This window comes from Neisseria canis (genome assembly GCF_900636765.1).
GTDB classification, from domain to species: domain Bacteria; phylum Pseudomonadota; class Gammaproteobacteria; order Burkholderiales; family Neisseriaceae; genus Neisseria; species Neisseria canis.
This window is the reverse complement of the sequence record NZ_LR134313.1, coordinates 917196-931793: the sequence shown is the minus strand read 5'-3', so window position 1 is coordinate 931793 and position 14598 is coordinate 917196. Positions and strand designations below refer to the sequence as shown.

The 14598-nt window shown below is 50.5% G+C and carries 10 protein-coding genes; 2 read left to right on the top strand and 8 right to left on the bottom strand.

Annotated elements, in window-relative coordinates; translation table 11 throughout:
* Positions 1–16 precede the first annotated feature (16 nt).
* Positions 17–1243, top strand: coding sequence for an RHS domain-containing protein (locus tag EL143_RS12665; RefSeq protein ID WP_232001347.1), 1227 nt, complete (start codon positions 17–19; stop codon positions 1241–1243).
* Positions 1125–1820, top strand: coding sequence for an RHS repeat domain-containing protein (locus tag EL143_RS04315; protein ID WP_232001345.1), 696 nt, complete (start codon positions 1125–1127; stop codon positions 1818–1820). The genes EL143_RS12665 and EL143_RS04315 overlap by 119 nt, the downstream gene beginning before the upstream one ends.
* A gap of 32 nt (positions 1821–1852) precedes the next feature.
* Here EL143_RS04315 and EL143_RS04310 read toward each other — a convergent pair whose 3' ends face one another.
* The 8 genes from EL143_RS04310 to EL143_RS04275 form a co-directional block, all read right to left on the bottom strand.
* On the bottom strand, positions 1853–2254 hold the full coding sequence (locus EL143_RS04310; protein WP_232001344.1) for a hypothetical protein: 402 nt from the start codon (positions 2252–2254) through the stop codon (positions 1853–1855).
* Positions 2255–2437: 183 nt separating this feature from the next.
* Positions 2438–2971 (bottom strand): hypothetical protein, encoded by a 534-nt coding sequence (locus EL143_RS04305; protein WP_085417517.1) that lies wholly within the window; start codon positions 2969–2971, stop codon positions 2438–2440.
* 19 nt (positions 2972–2990) lie between these two features.
* Positions 2991–6332, bottom strand: a complete 3342-nt coding sequence (locus tag EL143_RS12660) for an RHS repeat-associated core domain-containing protein (protein ID WP_126326594.1) — start codon at positions 6330–6332, stop codon at positions 2991–2993.
* 218 nt (positions 6333–6550) lie between these two features.
* Positions 6551–7063 carry a hypothetical protein gene (locus EL143_RS04295; RefSeq protein WP_085417588.1) on the bottom strand — a complete coding sequence of 171 codons (513 nt, stop codon included), beginning with the start codon at positions 7061–7063 and terminating at the stop codon, positions 6551–6553.
* An 18-nt stretch (positions 7064–7081) separates the two neighbouring features.
* Positions 7082–11368 carry a DUF6531 domain-containing protein gene (locus tag EL143_RS04290; protein ID WP_170162405.1) on the bottom strand — a complete coding sequence of 1429 codons (4287 nt, stop codon included), beginning with the start codon at positions 11366–11368 and terminating at the stop codon, positions 7082–7084.
* Positions 11369–11545: 177 nt separating this feature from the next.
* The gene (locus EL143_RS04285; RefSeq protein ID WP_085360961.1) at positions 11546–11971 is read right to left on the bottom strand and encodes a hypothetical protein; all 426 of its coding nucleotides are present in this window, start codon (positions 11969–11971) and stop codon (positions 11546–11548) included.
* Between the two features lies 1 nt (position 11972).
* Positions 11973–14294 carry an RHS repeat-associated core domain-containing protein gene (locus EL143_RS12655; RefSeq protein ID WP_126326592.1) on the bottom strand — a complete coding sequence of 774 codons (2322 nt, stop codon included), beginning with the start codon at positions 14292–14294 and terminating at the stop codon, positions 11973–11975.
* Positions 14192–14479 carry an RHS repeat domain-containing protein gene (locus tag EL143_RS04275; protein WP_232001343.1) on the bottom strand — a complete coding sequence of 96 codons (288 nt, stop codon included), beginning with the start codon at positions 14477–14479 and terminating at the stop codon, positions 14192–14194. Before EL143_RS04275 ends, EL143_RS12655 begins: the two co-directional genes overlap by 103 nt.
* Between the last annotated feature and the right edge of the window lie 119 nt (positions 14480–14598).

Here is a 14598-nt window from a genome sequence, read left to right as displayed (position 1 = left end):
CCTTCAAACAGGCTTATTGCAGAGACTCCATATTGCCGAGAGCCTGCTCGGCAAAGAACGGTTCCGCCCCCTCAGCGAACCCATCCGCCTCGACATTCTGCAACCGCACAACAGCGAAGGCGAAAAAGTCACCGAATACCGTTACGACATCCTCGGCAACCGCACCCAAACCATCCTGCCGACGGGTGAGACCCTCAACTACCTGTATTATGGCAGCGGCCATCTGCACCACATCAACCTCGACGGCGACACCATTACCGATATCGAGCGCGACGACCTGCACCGCCCCGTATCCAGAAGCGCCGGCAAACTGCATACCCGCCTGATTTCGGACCCCTTAGGCCGTCTGAAAGAACAGCTGGTACAACTCGAAGCACCCGGCGGCAAAGCCACCGAGCCGAAAGGCCTGATCAAACGCCGTTACCATTACGATACCAACGGCAATCTGGTTCAAACCGAAGACCGACACCACGGCAATAAAGACTACGCCTACGACCCGCTGGGCAGGATTACCCGAGCCGGCGACGAACGCTTCGCCTTCGACCCCGCCCACAATATCAGCGGCGACGGTGTCAAAGTGGCCGGCAACCGCCTCACCGACTATAACGGCATCCACTATGTTTATGACCCGCTGGGCAACCTGAGCGAACGCCACAACCACGCCACGGGCGAAAGCCAGTATTACCGCTACGATGCCGACAACCAGTTAACAGAAGCACGTATCGAACAAGAGGGAAGGCGGTCTGAACACTGGCACTACCGCTACGACGCCTTGGGCAGAAGGGTGAGCAAACAGAACGCCCACAACCAAACGGAAACCCGTTTCCTATGGGAAGGCAGCCGCCTGTTGCAGGAATACGGCGATAAAGCGACCTATACTTACGTTTATACCGAACAGGGCAGCTACGAACCGTTGGCACAAATCGTTCAGACGGCCAACCGGGACGGCGGCAAAGCCGACAGACAGATTCTGTACTACCACAACGACCAAATCGGCATTCCGCGCGAGATGACGGACGCGGAGGGCAACATTGTTTGGCGCGGAGAATACGGCGGTTGGGGTAAACTGAATAATGCAGAGAGAGAGTGCGAACCTGAAAGAAGACGTGCATCAACCGTTCCGATTGCAGAACCAGTATGCGGATGCAGAGACGGGTCTGCACTACAACTTCTTCCGTTATTACGATCCGCATTGCGGGCGGTTTACGCAGCAGGATCCGATCGGGTTGTGGGGCGGGGATAACCTTTACCAATTTGCAGCAAACGCTGCAGTATGGTCAGACCCGCGTGGGTTGGAGCCTCTAGATGCCGGTAAATCTATTCCCGAGGCATATCGGCCAAAACAAATATCGCCTCCTGAGTTTGATATTCCGAGTTACGAGGAAATAGATGCTTGGTCGCAGAAATATCTGAAGAGGCCATTGCATGAACAACTAGAAATTATGGCAACGGGCAGCAGGCGGGGACCGAAGGTAAAAATGCCGGGAATGGCACCTAAACCGGTTCGACTGCAACCGCCTAAACCGCAAAATTGCGGCGTAGGTAAATGCGCCAAGCCTGATGCCAACGGCGTGTATAGAAATGCGAATGGAACATATGCCCATAATCCCAATAAGCCGAAAACCAATTTAACGCGTCCGTCTTTGCTCTCGCAGACCCAGAAGGATGTTTATGGACGTTATACAAAATTAAAAGACGGTTCGTATATGGATGCTAGCGGTAATATTGTTAAACCGCCCGTCCATATCGGCCATAAATACGGCTGGGAAAACCGCCGCCTGATTAAGGCTACCGACGAGTTGGGCATGTCGCAACAATAGTTGAACGATTATGTAAACAACGCGAGGATTTCTTACACGTAGGTGTATTCGGTACCGTTGTATGCTTCGAGGCGGTTGCCTTTGCCGATGTTGCGGCCTTTCAGACGGCCTGTGTGATGCCTGTCTGAAAGGTGTTCAGACAGGCCTTTATCTTTGAGGCCGTCTGAAACCTTATCCGACAGGATATTGTGCGCGGGGTCGAAGGCGAACTTTTCGCTGTGGCCGGTTTGTTTGTTGACGGCGCTTTCAATCCGCCCGAGTTTGTCGTACACGTAATCCAATACGCCGCTGCGTTGGTCGGCAGTCTGAATCAGGTTGCCGGCTTGGTCGTAGCGGTAGCTTCGGCGCACTGCGCCGCCGACCAGGGTATTGAATTTGCCGTTGTGCTGCAAAGTGCGGTTGGCGGTGGCGGTTTGGTGTTTCAGACGGCCCATCGGGTCGTAGTCGTAGCGGCTGGTTGTATTTAGTCGTTGCTATTCTTAAAGAAGTTAATTTTTTAAAAAACAGGAAAATGCCGTCTGAAAAAGTTTCGGATAAAGTTTTCAGACGGCATGATTGCTTTATATTGGTTTCAACTCAATTTGCTTTTACACACAAACTATTTTTCTAATTTTATTTTAAACAGGTAAAAATTCTATTTTTAGCTCATTATCAAGAACTAAATCTTTAAATTTTTCTGTAAAAATCCAAATTAAGTCATCAGAATTTTCTTTAGCACAATATTCAAATCCTTGGATGTTTTCAAGGAAAACAGGAGGATAATCAATAAATTTCTCACCATCAACTTCATAAAAGTTTGATTTTTCAAAGTCAACTAATGGAACTGATAATTTTATCTTTGCTAAAAAGCATTTCAATTCTTTATTTTGAATTCTAAGTTTTGCAGGGAAAAACTCTAATTCTTTCTCTAAATTTTTAGATAGTTTGTTAACAAAATTTTCAGAGAATAAAAGCATATTAGGTATAGTTTTGATGAAATCAGTTTGAAATATATTTTTTAAAGTATATCCTTCCTGTGCAATAAAGATAGCTTCTTCCTGATAGCTGCCTTCATCATAAACAATAAAATCATCAATACCCATATCTGATTGCTTCAGATCTACATAGGCAGCTTCATTATCAACTGCAGAATATATATTGTAAAATTTCATATTTTTTCCTTTTCTGAAACTATTTCTTTTGAATTGGGCTAGCACACGTATATTTACCTGTTTTAAAGCCCCTTCTTAATTCACTCTGTAATTTCAACACTTCCTCGGCAATTTTTTTGTTACTCCATTTATTTCTTTTCGCAAGCCTTTGTAAGTTATCTAATCGTCGTCCCACCATTTCATTATATAGTTTATGTTCTATTGTCCATCCTCGATGGAGTCCTAGCTTGGGGTTAGGATCAATTCCTACATTTACAGGGAGATACATCATATTTGTAGCTCCATGTATGCTTCTACCACTATTTGCAAAAATAGGATGATTTCTCAAGGAGTAAGGGATTAAATGTTGTCTCTGATAGCCTTGTTTTGTAGGTAACCAAGTAGGCATCCTAGGAATCCAACCAAGAGGATCAACCCAAGAGTAAACATTAGGAGCAAATTGATAAAGGTTATCACCACCTGCCAATCTGATCGGATCCTGATTCACAAACCGACCAGTATCCGGCTCATAGTAACGGAAGAAGTTATAATGAAGCCCCGTTTCAGCATCAAAATACTGGTTCTGCAAACGGAAAGGCTGATGAATATTCGGATAGATTTTGTTTTCCGAAGATAACGAACCCCAAGCCGAGTAACTGCCGTACCACAGTAAATTACCGTGGATATCGGTCATCTCATGAGGCGTGCCAATCTGATTGTTGTGGAAATAAAAAAGATATTGTTGTCGGTCTTTGTGATTATCAAAGACTTGCGCCAGCGGCTCGTAAGAATCTTGGTCGGTGTAAACGTAGGTATAGCTGCCTTTGTAAGTATATTCCTGAAGCAGTCTCGCCCCGTCCCAAACGAAATGCGTCCGTTTCGGTGCGGTGCTCGTCCACGCCAATTTGTCTTTACGCTCTTTGCTCAGTCTTCTGCCGAACGGATCATAAGCGTATTCCCATATCTCGGTATTGCCTTTGGGCTTTTTAATCTCGACCAGTACGAGTTGGTTTTCGGTATCGTATTGGAAGAATTGGCTTTCACCATTCGGCAGTTGGCGGTAAATCATATTGCCCAAGGCATCGTAGGTGTATTCGATACCGTTGTATGCTTCGAGGCGGTTGCCTTTGCCGATGTTGCGGCCTTTCAGACGGCCTGTGTGATGCCTGTCTGAAAGGTGTTCAGACAGGCCTTTGTCTTTGAGGCCGTCTGAAACCTTATCCGACAGGATATTGTGTGCCGGATCGAAAGCAAACTTTTCGCGGCTGCCGGTTTGTTTGTTGACGGCGCTTTCAATCCGCCCGAGTTTGTCGTACACGTAATCCAACACGCCGCTGCGTTGGTCGGCGGTCTGAATCAGGTTGCCGGCTTGGTCGTAGCGGTAGCTTCGGCGCACTGCGCCGCCGACCAGGGTATTGAGTTTGCCGTTGTGCTGCAAGGTGCGGTTGGCGGTGGCGGTTTGGTGTTTCAGACGGCCCATCGGGTCGTAGTCGAAGCGGCTGGTTAAGGCGCCTTGGGTTCTTTGGATTTCCTGATGCAGCCGGTCGCGTTCGATGTCGCTGATGACTTCGCCGTCGAGGTTGATTTGGTGCAGGTGGCCGCTGCCGTAGTAGAGATAATTGATGCTGCGGCCGTCGGGAAGAACGGTTTGGGTACGGTTGCCGAGCGGGTCGTATTGATAGCCTACCGTTGCGCTTTGGCCGTTGTGGACGGTGGTTTCGCTAACGAGTTGGTCGAGTACGTCGTAAACGAGTTCGACGCTGCTGTGGCGGTTGCGGGCTTTGATCAGGTTGCCGGTCAACGGATCGTAGTCGAAGCGGGTGCGGCTGTAGTGTTTGCCCTCTTCGGCGGGAACGGGGGTGCCGTCGATGCGGCGGCTGGTTTTTTCCACCAGCTGGCCGAGGATATTGCGTTTGAAGCGGTGGATGTGCCAAATTTCGGGGCGGTCGGCTTTGAGGCCGTCTGAAAGGCCGTATTCGGTTTGTTCGCTCAGTTGGCCGGCGGCATCGTAGGTGTAGCCGGTGATTTTGCCGTCCCAGCCGGTTTCTTGAATCAGGTTGTCGGTGTGGTCGTAATCGAGGCGGTAGCTGTCGCCGTTTTCGTTGGTAAGGACGGTTAATCTGCGGGCTTGGTCGTAACGGTAGCCGAAAGTATGGCCGAGGGCGTTGGTGCGTTTGACCGGTAAGCCGTCTACCGCCAGTTCGTATTCGGTTTTGGTGCCGAGGCCGTCGATATGGGCAATCAGGCGGTTGATGCGGTCGTATTCGAAACTTTCGCTGCTGCCGTCGGGGTAGTCGCTGCGGATGTGGTTGCCGGCTGCGTCGTAATGGTGGCGGGTGGTATGGCCGAGGGCGTCGGTAACGGTTTCGAGGTCGCCGTATTCGGTGTAGCTGAAACGGGTGGCTTGGCCGGAACAATCGGTATAGCGGATCAATTGGCCGTCTGAATCGTATTCGAGCTGTTTGGTTTTACCCAGTGCGTCGGTAATGGTGGCGGGCAGCCATTGTTCGTTGTAGGTGTACCCGGTGCAGTGGCCGGCTGGGTCGGTAACTTGAATCAGGTTGCCGCGCCCGTCGTAGGCGTATTCGGTGATTCTGCCGGCGGGGTCGTTGACGGCAACCGGCAGGTTTAAAGTGTCGTGGTAGTCGATTTGGGTGAGGCTGCCGTCGGGCGCGGTGATGCTGATAACGTTGCCGAAGGTGTCGTAACTAAAACGGGTTTCGCGGCCGAGTTCGTCGCGTTGAAGGGTAATCCGCCCCCAGTCGTCGCGTTCCGTATCGGTGCGGTGGCCGTCGGCATCGATGTGGTAAATCTCTTCGTAGTTCTCGTCGAAACCGTAAATCTCTTCCCTGCCCAATGCGTCGGTAACGCGGGTGTAGCCCTCGCGGTAGTCGAACGTCCATGCTTCGCCGAGGTTGGTATGGCTTTTGAGCACTTTGCCGTCGGTGTCGTAGCGGTCGTATTCGTAACGCGATACCAACCCGTCGGGCTGGTTGTGCTCGATCATAATATGGTTGCGGTAGGCGAAACCGCGCAGACGTTTGCCGTCGCGGCCGTAAACAGCAGTCAAATCGCCATAGCCGTCGTAGCCGTAACGCACCAGTTCGCGGTTGTTGAAGGTAACCGAGGTTAGGCGGTTGACGTAAAGATTGTCGTCTTTGCCGACAAATACGCCGTGTTCGGCAGCGGCATCGAATACTTCGTCGCTGTCGTTTAGGCGGATGGAGGAGAAATGTAATTGGAACTGCCTGCCGCTGCTGTCGTAAACGCTGTGCGGCAGTCCGTTGTCGCCGTAGCAAAGGCGGATGTGGTGATGGTTGCGGTCGAGTTGGGCAATCAGTTGGTAAACGCCGTCGCCTTCGTCAACTTCGGCGAACCACAAACGGGCACCGCCATGAGCAAGTTTAAATTGTTAAAGAACGGAAGGCCGTCTGAAAAAGATTTTAACTAATTTTTTCAGACGGCCTTGAAAACATAAGAAATAGGAATCGTGCGTGCCTAAGGCACACACCCTACCTGCGAAACAGGCATTTTATGCAGGCTACGGTTTGCTACCTGTGGAATGGATATGTCATGCAGACTACGGCTTATTAAAAATTATTAAAAAGATTCGAATGGGTAAATATCAAATAAATTCTTATGTAGCATATTTACGGCATTAATAAATTGAAGCTGTGTCTCACTATTTAAATCATAGTGATTATCCTGATAGTCTTCTAATTCTTTATACAAATAAGCAAGTTGCAAAAACTGTAGAAAAGAAATATTTAAACAATCAAAAGCACTATTCTCATACTCACCTAAATCATGATCGTAATAATAAATAAGATAATTAGATTTATTTATAAACCATTCATCACCTTGTCCAGCGGCACCAATTACCCAAAATTGCTCACTACATTCAGGATAGTTTTTTTCTAAATATCTATTTTCATTTAGAGCTTTTTCATATCCGAAAATAAATATAGAAGAAGAAATTTGCAAACCTTCAAATTCAGATAAAAAAAGTAGATACAAATTATCCAATTTAGGTAATTTATCTAATTTGGTTATTTTTGTACTTCTTCTTTTGAAATCTTCAAAAATATTGTCTTCTGATTGTATTGTAAACATTTAAAACTCCTAAGACTTCTAGCATTTAGCTTTAAAGAATTTTTGAATAATATTTGTTATTCTTGAGAACATAGAAACTCTGGCACCTCGAACAGCTTGTGCATTATATTTACTAATCCTTTCTTTTCTTGCCAATTCTCTTAACCTTTTTTCTAAGAAAATTTTTGCTTCATTTTTAGATAAGTTCATTTTCTCAACTCTATCTAAAATACCAGCCCATACTTTATTCCAATTTTTGCCTAGTCTGGAACCGTTTGTATGAACTCCACGAGGTAGATGTCTATGTCGTGCAACTGTCAGATCATAGTAATATTTAGGGTCATTGATATCGATATCAGCGATTTTTTTGAATCTATCTGCAAATTCTTCAGGAAAACCATGATGAACTTCATCGTGAATAGGTCTAGAACCTACATAGTTTGACCAATTTTTAACTAAAGTACGACGACTGGTCTTTTTCTTTCTTGCCAAGCCAAAAGAATCAATCCAATTCTGAGTATTTGGTGCAAACAAATAAAAATTATCCCCACCCCATAGCCCAATCGGATCCTGATTCACAAACCGACCACAATCAGGCTCATAGTAGCGCATCAGGTTGTAATGCAACCCCGTCTCTTCATCGCAATACTGGTTCTGCAATCTAAACGGCTGGTGCACATGCTGATAAACCCGCTCGTCTGTTTTCAGACGGCCCCAAGCGGTATATTCGCCGTACCACAGCAGATTGCCGAGCTGGTCGGTCATCTCGCGCGGGATGCCGATTTGGTCGTTGTGGAAATAGCTTAAATATTGTTTGCCGTCTTTGGCGTTGTCGAAGATTTGTGCCAGCGGTTCGTAGCTGTCTTGGTCGGTGTAAATATAGCTGTAACTGCCGCGGTAGTTATATTCTTGCAGCAGGCGGCTGCCGTCCCATACGAAATGGGTTTGTTTCGGCGCGGTAGCGGTTAAGGCACCTTTATCGGTTCGTTCTTTGCTCAAGCGTCTGCCGAACGGGTCGTAGGCGTATTCCCATGTTTGGCTTTCGCCGCTGTTCTTTTTAATCTCGGCCAGTACGAGTTGGTTTTCGCTGTCGTATTGGAACAACTGGCTTTCACCATTGGGCAGTTGGCGGTAAATCATATTGCCCAGGGCATCGTAGGTGTATTCGGTGCCGTTGTATGCTTCGAGGCGGTTGCCTTTGCCGATGTTGCGGCCTTTCAGACGGCCTGTGTGAGGCCTGTCTGAAAGGTTTTCAGACAGGCCTTGGGTGTCTTTGAGGCCGTCTGAAACGTTATCAGACAAAATATTGTGCGCGGGGTCGAAAGCGAACTTTTCGCTGCTGCCGGTTTGTTTGTTGACGGCGCTTTCAATCCGCCCGAGTTTGTCGTACACATAATCCAATACGCCGCTGCGTTGGTCGGCGGTCTGAATCAGGTTGCCGGCTTGGTCGTAGCGGTAGCTTCGGCGCACTGCGCCGCCGACCAGGGTATTGAGTTTGCCGTTGTGCTGCAAGGTGCGGTTGGCGGTGGCGGTTTGGTGTTTCAGACGGCCCATCGGGTCGTAGTCGTAGCGGCTGGTTAAGGCGCCTTGGGTTCTTCGGATTTCCTGATGCAGCCGGTCGCGTTCGATGTCGCTGATGACTTCGCCGTCGAGGTTGATTTGGTGCAGGTGGCCGCTGCCGTAGTAGAGGTAGTTGATGCTGCGGCCGTCGGGGAGAACAGTTTGAATACGGTTGCCGAGCGGGTCGTAGGCGTAGCCGACGCTGGCGCTTTGACCGTTGTGGACGGTGGTTTCGCTGACAAGCCGGTCGAGTACGTCGTAAACGAGTTCGACGCTGCTGTGGCGGTTGCGGGCTTTGACCAGATTGCCGGTCAGCGGGTCGTAGTCGAAGCGGATGCGGCTGTAGTGTTTGCCCTCTTCGGCGGGAACGGGGGTGCCGTCGATGCGGCGGCTGGTTTTTTCCACCAGCTGGCCGAGGATATTGCGTTTGAAGCGGTGGATGTGCCAAATTTCGGGGCGGTCGGCATTGGGGCCGTCTGAAAGGCCGTATTCGGTTTGTTCGGTCAGTTGGCCGGCGGCATCGTAGGCATAGCCGGTGATTTTGCCGTCCCAGCCGGTTTCCTGAATCAGGTTGTCGGTGTTGTCGTAATCGAGGCGGTAGCTGTCGCCGTTTTCGTTGGTGAGGACGGTTAATCTGCGGGCTTGGTCGTAGCGGTAGCCGAAGCTATGGCCGAGGGCGTTGGTGCGTTTGACCGGTAAACCGTCCACCGCCAGTTCGTATTCGGTTTTGGCACCGAGGCCGTCGATATGGGCAATCAGACGGTTGATGCGGTCGTATTCGAAACTTTCGCTGCTGCCGTCGGGGTAGTCGCTGCGGATGTGGTTGCCGGCTGCGTCGTAATGGTGGCGGGTGGTATGGCCGAGGGCATCGGTAACGGTTTCGAGGTCGCCGTATTCGGTGTAGCTGAAACGGGTGGCTTGGTCGGAGCAATCGGTATAGCGGATCAGTCGGCCGTGTGAATCGTATTCGAGCTGTTTGGTTTTGCCCAGTGCGTCGGTGATGGCGGCGGGCAGCCATTGTTCGTTGTAGGTGTACCCGGTGCAGTGGCCGGCTGGGTCGGTAACTTGAATCAGGTTGCCGCGCCCGTCGTAGGCGTATTCGGTGATTCTGCCGGCGGGGTCGTTGACGGCAACCGGCAGGTTTAAAGTGTCGTGGTAGTCGATTTGGGTGAGGCTGCCGTCGGGCGCGGTGATGCTGATAACGTTGCCGAAGGTGTCGTAACTAAAACGGGTTTCGCGGCCGAGTTCGTCGCGTTGAAGGGTAATCCGCCCCCAGTCGTCGCGTTCCGTATCGGTGCGGTGGCCGTCGGCATCGATGTGGTAAATCTCTTCGTAGTTCTCGTCGAAACCGTAAATCTCTTCCCTGCCCAATGCGTCGGTAACGCGGGTGTAGCCCTCGCGGTAGTCGAACGTCCATGCTTCGCCGAGATTGGTATGGCTGTTGAGCACTTTGCCGTCGGTGTCGTAACGGTCGTATTCGTAACGCGATACCAACCCGTCGGGCTGGTTGTGCTCAATCATGATGTGGTTGCGGTAGGCGAAACCGCGCAGACGTTTGCCGTCGCGGCCGTAAACAGCAGTCAAATCGCCGTAGCCGTCGTAGCCGTAACGCACCAGTTCGCGGCTGTTGAAGGTAACCGAGGTTAGGCGGTTGACGTAAAGATTGTCGTCTTTGCCGACAAATACGCCGTGTTCGGCAGCGGCATCGAATACTTCGTCGCTGTCGTTTAGGCGGATGGAGGAGAAGTGTAATTGGAACTGCCGACCACTGCTGTCGTAGACGCTGTGCGGCAGTCCGTTGTCGCCGTAGCAAAGGCGGATGTGGTGATGGTTGCGGTCGAGTTGGGCGATGAGCTGGTAAATGCCGTCGCCTTCGTCGACTTCGGCAAACCATAAACGGGCACCGCCGTCGGCAGAGGCAATTTGGTAGAGGCCGTCTGAAACTTGTGAAAAATAGATTTGCTCTTCGTGGTCGAAATAGGCATCTTCCAAACCGTAGGGGTCTTCTTCCGCAGGGTCGGCAACGGGGTCGGCCTCTTCTGTGTCGAAGTCGTCTTCATCGTCTGCGGCCGAAGAAGGTTCGTCCGGTTCGTCGTCGATATCCGGCAGCGGAATTTCCCGGCCTTGTTCGTCAATGTAGAGGAAACCGTCTTCCACCCGTTCCAACCGCATCGAAAACGGCAGCGACCAGCCCTGCCCCAACCAGCCGTTACCGGGTTGGTCGGAATAGTAGCTGCGCTGCCAGATTAGGGGGAGAGGGGAATCGAAAACGAAGTCGGTTTCTCCAGGAAGGACTTTAATACCCAGTATGGCATTCACCGGGCGACCGACTGCACCGCCCTTGCCACCGCCTTTACACGGACAACCTCCCGAACCGGCTCCCCTTCCTCCTGCGGGCCTGCCTTTACGCCCCCTGCCTTTTTTACCTTTCCCCTGAGTAACCAGCCCGCCGTTAAATCCCATTCCACCGCCGCCACTGAACCCTTTAACGGTCTTTTTAGTAGGCGGCTTCGGCCCCGGCACACCGGGAATCATCGAGGCTAAGGAAATCACGGTAGAAGCCACATCAACGGCTGCGGATACGGCAGAGTCGGGGGAAACAATCGATAAAGCGGTAGAAGCGACATCGGCCACCATTTCGATCACATCAACGGGGCCGGCGGCATTGGTCAGCGGTTCGGGCGGATTGGCGGAGCCTTGGGATACCATGGCCGGCGCGGAAGGCTGGGGAATGAGAATGCCTATGGTGTTGCCGATGGATGCCATGGTTGTCCGAGGGTTAAAGGGTTGTTGGATAAATGAAAGCCGAGGCCGTCTGAAAACGGGGTTAAAGGATTATAGCGTAATATGGGGAGTTTTTTTCAGACGGCCTATGAAGAGAGCTAAGACCGTCTGAAAGGGTTTGGTTAAGGCTGCGATTTTTGTTGGGTTTGGCAACCAAATCTACGCTTGTTGTAAAACTTTAATGAATAAGTTTAAAACTTTTTCTGAGAATATTGAGTTTTCAATAGGCTCTGGCAAAACTAAAAAATAATAATAAGCTGTGCCAAAAATTAAATTAATATCATACGGATCAAAGTCAGTATCTTCATTAAATGTATGCAAGCTTGCAATTTGATTCATACTTACTTTTTTACTTTCTATTCCAAAGCATCCTTCTCCATTTTTATTGAGATGATAACCTTTTTCTAAATGCGCATTTAACATTTTTTTGTTTTTATAAAATAGAATATTTTTTTCACCATCAAATTCAACGTACTCATTTTTAAATCCTAAATTTTCTTCAATTTCTTTAATGAAATTTTTGTAAACTTTGTTAATTTCCTTGTCTGTATAAAAGCGATAGAAACTTCCTTCTGTCCAAACCATATTATTTCCCCTTCTTTTTCCCTTTCTTTCGTTTCGATGAACTATTACAAGCACCATGTTCTATGCCTTGTTTTAGTTTATTATTGCTATCCCTCAGCTGAACATCATCTTTCAGATACAATCTTTTTACGCCATCTTGTCGATCAACACGTTTTATTTCACTATCATCCACTTCAAATGAAATATAGTGTGTACTTTTTTCTCCAGTTAACCCCATTTGGCCTCGAGCTTTCGAGGCATCTAGTTGCTCAGGATTCATTGTTGTTACATAGACACCTTTTTCTTTACCTTTAATTGCTCCTTTTCCGCGACTACCGGGATCTCTCGCTTCTATTACCCCTGTTCCCATAATGCCGTTATAACCTGCTTTACTGGTATAGTGATAAACTCGTGTTAACCCCCAAGCATCAATCCACCCTTGAGCATTAGGCGCAAAAAAATACAGGTTCACTCCACCCTCTAGCCCAATCGGGTCTTGGTTGGTAAAGCGTCCTGTCTCTGCTTCGTAGTAACGGAAGAAGTTGTAATGCAGCCCCGTCTCTTCATCGCAATACTGATTTTGCAACCTGAACGGCTGATGCACATGCTGATAAACCCGCTCGTCTGTTTTCAGACGGCCCCAAGCGGTGTATTCGCCGTACCACAGCAGATTGCCGAGCTGGTCGGTCATCTCGCGCGGGATGCCGATTTGGTCGTTGTGGAAATAGCTTAAATATTGTTTGCCGTCTTTGGCGTTGTCGAAGATTTGTGCCAGCGGTTCGTAGCTGTCTTGGTCGGTGTAAATATAGCTGTAACTGCCGCGGTAGTTATATTCTTGCAGCAGGCGGCTGCCGTCCCATACGAAATGGGTTTGTTTCGGCGCGGTAGCGGTTAAGGCACCTTTATCGGTTCGTTCTTTGCTCAAGCGTCTGCCGAACGGGTCGTAGGCGTATTCCCATGTTTGGCTTTCGCCGCTGTTCTTTTTAATCTCGGCCAGTACGAGTTGGTTTTCGCTGTCGTATTGGAACAACTGGCTTTCACCATTGGGCAGTTGGCGGTAAATCATATTGCCCAGGGCATCGTAGGTGTATTCGGTGCCGTTGTATGCTTCGAGGCGGTTGCCTTTGCCGATGTTGCGGCCTTTCAGACGGCCTGTGTGAGGCCTGTCTGAAAGGTTTTCAGACAGGCCTTGGGTGTCTTTGAGGCCGTCTGAAACGTTATCAGACAAAATATTGTGCGCGGGGTCGAAAGCGAACTTTTCGCTGCTGCCGGTTTGTTTGTTGACGGCGCTTTCAATCCGCCCGAGTTTGTCGTACACATAATCCAATACGCCGCTGCGTTGGTCGGCGGTCTGAATCAGGTTGCCGGCTTGGTCGTAGCGGTAGCTTCGGCGCACTGCGCCGCCGACCAGGGTATTGAGTTTGCCGTTGTGCTGCAAGGTGCGGTTGGCGGTGGCGGTTTGGTGTTTCAGACGGCCCATCGGGTCGTAGTCGTAGCGGCTGGTTAAGGCGCCTTGGGTTCTTTGGATTTCCTGATGCAGCCGGTCGCGTTCGATGTCGCTGATGACTTCGCCGTCGAGGTTGATTTGGTGCAGGTGGCCGCTGCCGTAGTAGAGATAATTGATGCTGCGGCCGTCGGGAAGAACGGTTTGGGTACGGTTGCCGAGCGGGTCGTATTGATAGCCTACCGTTGCGCTTTGGCCGTTGTGGACGGTGGTTTCGCTAACGAGTTGGTCGAGTACGTCGTAAACGAGTTCGACGCTGCTGTGGCGGTTGCGGGCTTTGATCAGGTTGCCGGTCAACGGATCGTAGTCGAAGCGGGTGCGGCTGTAGTGTTTGCCCTCTTCGGCGGGAACGGGGGTGCCGTCGATGCGGCGGCTGGTTTTTTCCACCAGCTGGCCGAGGATATTGCGTTTGAAGCGGTGGATGTGCCAAATTTCGGGGCGGTCGGCTTTGAGGCCGTCTGAAAGGCCGTATTCGGTTTGTTCGCTCAGTTGGCCGGCGGCATCGTAGGCGTAGCCGGTGATTTTGCCGTCCCAGCCGGTTTCTTGGATCAGGTTGCCGGTGTTGTCGTAATCGAGGCGGTAGGTGTCGCCGTTTTCGTTGGTGAGGGTGGTTAGTCTGCGGGCTTGGTCGTAGCGGTAGCCGAAGGTATGGCCGAGGGCGTTGGTACGTTTGACCGGTAAGCCGTCCACCGCCAGTTCGTATTCGGTTTTGGCACCGAGGCCGTCGATATGGGCAATCAAACGGTTGATGCGGTCGTATTCGAAACTTTCGCTGCTGCCGTCGGGGTAGTCGCTGCGGATGTGGTTGCCGGCTGCGTCGTAATGGTGGCGGGCAGCCATTGTTCGTTGTAGGTGTACCCGGTGCTGTGGCCGGCGGGGTCGGTGATGTGAATCAGGTTGCCGCGCCCGTCGTAGGCGTATTCGGTGATTCTGCCGGCGGGGTCGCTGACGGCAACCGGCAGGTTCAAAGTGTCGTGGTAGTCGATTTGGGTGCGGCTGCCGTCGGGCGCGGTGATGCTGATCACGTTGCCGAAGGTGTCATAGCCGAAACGGGTTTCGCGGCCGAGTTCGTCGCGTTGAAGGGTAACCCGCCCCCAGTCGTCGCGTTCGGTGTAGCGGCCGTAAACGACAGTTAGAAAATCAA

What these genes read in the sequence shown, in the direction of transcription:
- EL143_RS04310 (WP_232001344.1), bottom strand. Translation starts at nt 2,254, where the DNA reads ATGGGCCGTCTGAAACACCAAACCGCCACCGCCAACCGCACTTTGCAG.
- EL143_RS04305 (WP_085417517.1), bottom strand. Translation starts at nt 2,971, where the DNA reads ATGAAATTTTACAATATATATTCTGCAGTTGATAATGAAGCTGCCTAT.
- EL143_RS04295 (WP_085417588.1), bottom strand. Translation starts at nt 7,063, where the DNA reads ATGTTTACAATACAATCAGAAGACAATATTTTTGAAGATTTCAAAAGA.
- EL143_RS04290 (WP_170162405.1), bottom strand. Translation starts at nt 11,368, where the DNA reads ATGGCATCCATCGGCAACACCATAGGCATTCTCATTCCCCAGCCTTCC.
- EL143_RS04285 (WP_085360961.1), bottom strand. Translation starts at nt 11,971, where the DNA reads ATGGTTTGGACAGAAGGAAGTTTCTATCGCTTTTATACAGACAAGGAA.
- EL143_RS12655 (WP_126326592.1), bottom strand. Translation starts at nt 14,294, where the DNA reads ATGGCTGCCCGCCACCATTACGACGCAGCCGGCAACCACATCCGCAGC.